At 70.2% G+C, this 5,083-nt stretch carries 5 protein-coding genes; 2 read left to right on the plus strand and 3 right to left on the minus strand.

Annotation, left to right across the window (positions count from 1 at the left end; genetic code table 11):
• Positions 1-1,176: SLC13 family permease (locus tag N878_RS12100; protein ID WP_021443913.1), on the plus strand; the 1,176-nt coding region annotated here is incomplete at its 5' end.
• A gap of 172 nt (positions 1,177-1,348) precedes the next feature.
• Entirely contained in the window at positions 1,349-2,350 is a 1,002-nt protein-coding gene (rlmF, locus tag N878_RS12105) for a 23S rRNA (adenine(1618)-N(6))-methyltransferase RlmF (RefSeq protein ID WP_031303088.1), read from the plus strand.
• Positions 2,351-2,465: 115 nt separating this feature from the next.
• Here rlmF and N878_RS12110 read toward each other — a convergent pair whose 3' ends face one another.
• The 3 genes from N878_RS12110 to N878_RS12120 form a co-directional block, all read right to left on the minus strand.
• Positions 2,466-3,710, minus strand: a complete 1,245-nt coding sequence (locus N878_RS12110) for an SLC13 family permease (protein WP_021443915.1) — start codon at positions 3,708-3,710, stop codon at positions 2,466-2,468.
• Positions 3,711-3,796: 86 nt separating this feature from the next.
• Positions 3,797-4,510, minus strand: a complete 714-nt coding sequence (locus N878_RS12115) for a type 1 glutamine amidotransferase domain-containing protein (protein WP_021443916.1) — start codon at positions 4,508-4,510, stop codon at positions 3,797-3,799.
• A 300-nt stretch (positions 4,511-4,810) separates the two neighbouring features.
• Positions 4,811-5,083: isochorismatase family protein (locus N878_RS12120; RefSeq protein WP_021443917.1), on the minus strand; the 273-nt coding region annotated here is incomplete at its 5' end.

The raw sequence follows: 5,083 nt of genomic DNA on the forward strand, positions 1-5,083 counted from the left end.
CTGGCCGAACGCTACCGCCTGAACGGCCGCGAGCGGCGCCTGCAGCTGCGCGCCGACTCGCCGCTGGCCAACCAGGTGCTCAACGAGCTGGCGCTGCGCCGCGACTACGGCATCAACGTGATCGCCGTCGAGCGTCGCCGACGCCTGCGCACCCTGCTGCTGGTGGCCAGCGGCAACACCCAGCTGGAGCCCGGCGACGTGCTGCTGGTGGACATCGCCAGCCCCGCCATCGGCCTGCTCGGCAGCTACCAGGCACTCGGCCTGGAACCCATGCCGCTGCCGCACTCCTACTTCAGCCTGCACGCCCACCAACTGGGCCTGGCCGAGGTGGCGCTGCCGCCGGAGTCGCAGCTGCCGGGCAAGACCATCCAGGAACTGGGCTTTCGCTCGCGGCACAAGCTCAACGTGGTCGGCCTGCGCCGCCAGGGCCGTGCCCTGGAAGGCCTGCTGGTGGACGAGAAGCTCAAGGCCTCGGACTGCCTGCTGGTGGCCGGCGAGTGGAAGGACATCCACCGCCTGCAGGCACAGAGCCGCGATTTCCTGGTGCTCAGCCTGCCGGCGGAAGTGGCCGAGGTGGCGCCCGCCGCGCGCAAGGCACCCTACGCCCTGCTCAGCCTGGCGGTGATGGTGGCGCTGATGGTTTCCGGCCTGGTGCCCAACGTGCTGGCCGCACTGATCGCCTGCCTGCTGCTGGGCGCGTTTCGCTGCATCGATCTGGACAGCGCCTACCGCGCCATCCACTGGCCGACGCTGATCCTGATCGTCGGCATGCTGCCCTTCGCCCAGGCGCTGCAGCAGACCGGCGGCGTCGAGCTGGCGGTCCAGCTGCTGGTCGGCGGCCTGGGCGGCGCCGGGCCCTACCTGATCCTCGCCAGCCTGTTCGCCCTGACCGCGCTGATCGGCCTGTTCATCTCCAACACCGCCACCGCGGTGCTGATGGCGCCGGTGGCCATCGCCACCGCGCAGGCACTGGACGCCTCGCCGCTGCCCTTCGCCATGACCGTGGCGCTGGCCGCCTCGGCGGCGTTCATGACGCCGATCTCCTCGCCGGTCAACACCCTGGTGCTCGGCCCCGGCCAGTACCGCTTCGGCGACTTCGTACGTATCGGCGTGCCCTTCACCCTGCTGGTGATGGTCGTCAGCGTGCTGCTGGTACCGCTGATCTTTCCGCTCTGAACTTCTGCGGTGCGCACGGCCTAGGCGGCCCCGCGACACCCTGCAGGGGCATGCAGTACACCGTACGCGCCCCTAGAAGCGGCTTCAGCCGCGCAGAGGCGCGAGACGCCGCGGCTGCGCGCCAGGCCTGGCTGTGGGAAAATCCCGCGCCCCGACCCGCCAGATGCCCACCATGCCCCAGCCGCCGAAACGCCCGCGCAAGCCCGCCCCGCCCGCCGTCAAGACCGCTCCGGCCAAGGGCCAGCTGCACCCGCGCAACCGCCACCAGGGCCATTACGACTTTCCCGCGCTGATCCAGCTCAGCCCCGATCTGGGCCGCTTCGTCATCGCCAACCCCTACGGCAAGCCGAGCATCGACTTCGCCGACCCGGCCGCCGTGAAAGTATTCAACCGCGCCCTGCTCAAGCAGTTCTACGGCATCGAGCACTGGGACATTCCCGACGGCTACCTGTGCCCGCCGATCCCCGGGCGCGCCGACTACCTGCACAACCTCGCCGATCTGCTGGCCAGCGAAAATGCCGGGCAGATCCCGCGTGGCGGCGCCATCCGCGCCCTGGATATCGGCGTCGGCGCCAACTGCATCTACCCGCTGATCGGCCACTGCGAATACGGCTGGCACTTCACCGGCGCCGATATCGCCGCCGAGGCGCTGGCCTCGGCTCGCGCCATAGTCGCCGCCAACCCGCAGCTGAGCGGCGCCGTCGAGCTGCGCCAGCAGGCCAATGCCGAACACATCTTCCAGGGCCTGCTGCAGCCCGGCGAACGCTTCGACCTGAGCCTGTGCAACCCGCCCTTCCACGCCAGCGCCGACGACGCCAGCCGCGGCAGCACGCGCAAGTGGCGCAACCTCGGCAAGCTCGACCCCAAGCGCAAGCTGCCGGTGCTCAACTTCGGCGGCCAGGCCGCCGAGCTGTGGTGCCCGGGCGGCGAGGCGGCCTTCCTCAAGCGCATGGCCAGCGAGAGCGCGCAGGTGGCCGAGCAGCTGCTGTGGTTCAGCAGCCTGGTGTCCAAGGGCGGCAACGTCGAACTGCTGCAAGGCTGGCTGGCCAAGGCCGGCGCGAGTGAGGTGCGGGTGCTGGGCATGGCCCAGGGCCAGAAGCAGAGCCGCCTGGTGGCCTGGACCTTCCAGGATGCCGAGCAGCGCAGCACCTGGCGAAAAAGCCACTGGGGTTGAGCCAGCCACTCGAGGCGTATCCGCGAAGTAGGGCGTACGCGGCGTTGGCATCCGGCGTCGCTCTAGCTCCTGCATCCATGCAGTGGTCGCGAGGCAGTGCGCCGCTCTGCCGCTTCTACCAGGGCAACCAGCCGCCCAGGCCCAGCCACAAGCCAGCCGCGGTCATGCTCAGCAGGGTCACCGGCACGCCGCTGCGGGCATAGTCGACGAAGCCGATGCGCACGCCCTGGCGCTTCGCGCCCTCGGCGACGATCAGGTTGACCACGCTGCCGATCAGCAGCAGGTTGCCGGCCAGGGTCGACATCAGCGCCAGGCCCACCAGCACCGGCTCCGACAGTTCCGGCAGCAGGCCCAGCAGCAGCACCACGAAGGGCACGTTGCCGATCAGGTTGCTGGCCAGCAGCGAGGCCGAGGCCAGCGCCCACACCCCCTGCGGCAACAACCCCTGTTCGGCGAGCCAGTGGCCGGCGCCGGCCAGCTCCGGCAGCTCCAGCGCCGCGCCGCTGACCAGAAACAGCCCGGCGAACAGCAGCAGCAGGTTCCAGTCCACCTTGTGCACGTAGTCGCGGCTGTCCACCCGCCGCGACACCATCACCAGCGCCGCCACCAGCAACGCCGACAGCTCGCGCGGCAGCGCCGTGGCGAACAGCGCCAGCAGCGCCAGGCTGGCCGCCAGCGGCTTGAGGTAGCTGTGCGCGCCGTAGATGCGCGCCGCCGGGGTTTCCTCCGCCGGCAGCGGCTGCGGCGTGCCCCAGCGCCCCCGCCACTGCAGCCAGAGCACGGCGTAGACGATGGCCATGGCCAGCAGCGCCACCGGCGCGGCCAGGGCCAGGTAGCCCCAGAAATCCAGGCCGCCGGCCTGACCGATGAGGATGTTCTGCGGGTTGCCGATCAGGCTGGCGGCCGAGCCGGCGTTGCACGACAGCGCCAGGGCCAGGAGAAACGGCCGCGGGTCGAGGCCGCGCAGCTGCAGGCTGTGGCACAGCAGCGGGGTCAGGGCGAAGGCGACGATATCGTTGACCAGCAGCGCCGAGAGCAGCCCGCCGAGCAGCACCACCCCGGCCAGCAGCAGCGCCGGGCGCCGGGCATGGTGGGTCAGGTACTGGTTGAGCCAGGCGTACACCCCGGAGAAGTCGAACTGCGCGGAAATCAGCATCAGCGCCAGCAACAGCAGCAACGCCCCGGCATCCAGGTGCCGCGCCGCCTCGTCCATGCTCAGCGCGCCGCTGACCAGCAACAGCACCGCGGCGCAGCCGGCGATCCAGCTGCGGTCGATGCGCAGCCCGCGCACGCCGCCGGCGGCCATGCCCAGGTAGGTGAAAAAGAACAGGCCGATAACCAGCCAGGAAGTGATCGTCATGCCCGCTCCGCCCAGTGCGCCGCCCTGCCTGTGTGGCAGTAGCGGCGCACTCTAGCGCCAGCGGCGGGACAAGGGAATGGGGCGCCTCAGGCCCCGACCATGCCCTCGGGCGCCGCCCCCTGCTGCAGCTCGGCCAGCACCAGATCGGCCACCGGCCCGCCGGAGGCCGGGTTCTGCCCGGTGATCAGGCGCTGGTCGGCGATGGCGAACGGCAGCCAGGGCTCCGGCGCCTTCTCGTAGTGGGCGCCACGCCGGACCAGCTCGGTCTCGGTGAGAAAGGGCACGTGCTGGTCCAGCTGGGCGAGCTTCTCCTCGGTATTGGAGAAGCCGGTGACACGCTTGCCGGCCACCAGCAGCGCGCCGTCGGACAGCTTGATATTGAGCAGGCCCACCGCGCCGTGGCAGACCGAGGACACCACCCCGCCGGCCTCGTAGATATCGCGCGCCAGCGCCTGCAGCGCGGCGTTGTCGGGGAAGTCCCAGATCACCCCGTGGCCGCCGGCGTAGTAGATCGCGGCGTAGTCCTCGGCCTTGACCTGATCCGGGCGCAGGGTGGTGCCGAGGCGGTTCATGAAGGCCTTGTCCTGATACCACTGCCAGTCCACCGGCTCGGCCATCGACAGGCTGTGCGGGTCGATGGGCGTATAGCCGCCCAACGGGCTGACGTAGTCCACCGTGTGACCGTCCGCCTGCAGTTTCTTGACGAAATGCACCGCCTCGCCCAGCCACAGACCGGTGGCCCGGTCGAGGTTGGGATACTTGGCCACGCTGGTCAGCACCACCAGGATCTTCTTGCCCATCGCTTCTGCTCCTGTAGCGAGTGAAGGGCGCCGCCCGCGCGGCGCATACCCCACCACAGTAGAACAGTTGCCGGCCCTTTCCCCGCCAGCGGACGGACGGCCCTGACCCTGGCGTGGATGTCGCTTTTCACATCCGCCAGAGCCCTGGATCGGCGAAGCGTGATCCATCCTCCGCACGGCCACGGAAAGCGACAGATCATTCGTATCGCGACACGAGTGGATCCCCGCCTTCGCGGGGATGACGGGAGTTGGATTGGTCATTCCCGCGCAGGCGGGAACCCAGCAAGCCGCGTGATAACGCTAGCGGATAAACTCGCGACTGACCTGGCGGAACAGCTCGCTGCCGGCCTGCTCCAGCCACTCGAAGGCGACCATCTCGCGCGAGACGATCGTCGCCCCGGCGCGCTGCATCCGCGCCAGGCCCAGGGCCTTGTCGCGCGGCGTGCGCGAACCCACCGCCTCGTCCACCACGAACACCTCGCGCCCGGCGGCCAGCAGGCCGAGCACCGTCTGCAGTACGCAGACGTGGGTTTCCGCGCCCATCACCACGAACTGCCGACGCGCGCCGCCGGG

It is taken from the genome of Pseudomonas sp. EGD-AK9 (genome assembly GCF_000465935.2).
Taxonomy (GTDB): domain Bacteria; phylum Pseudomonadota; class Gammaproteobacteria; order Pseudomonadales; family Pseudomonadaceae; genus Aquipseudomonas.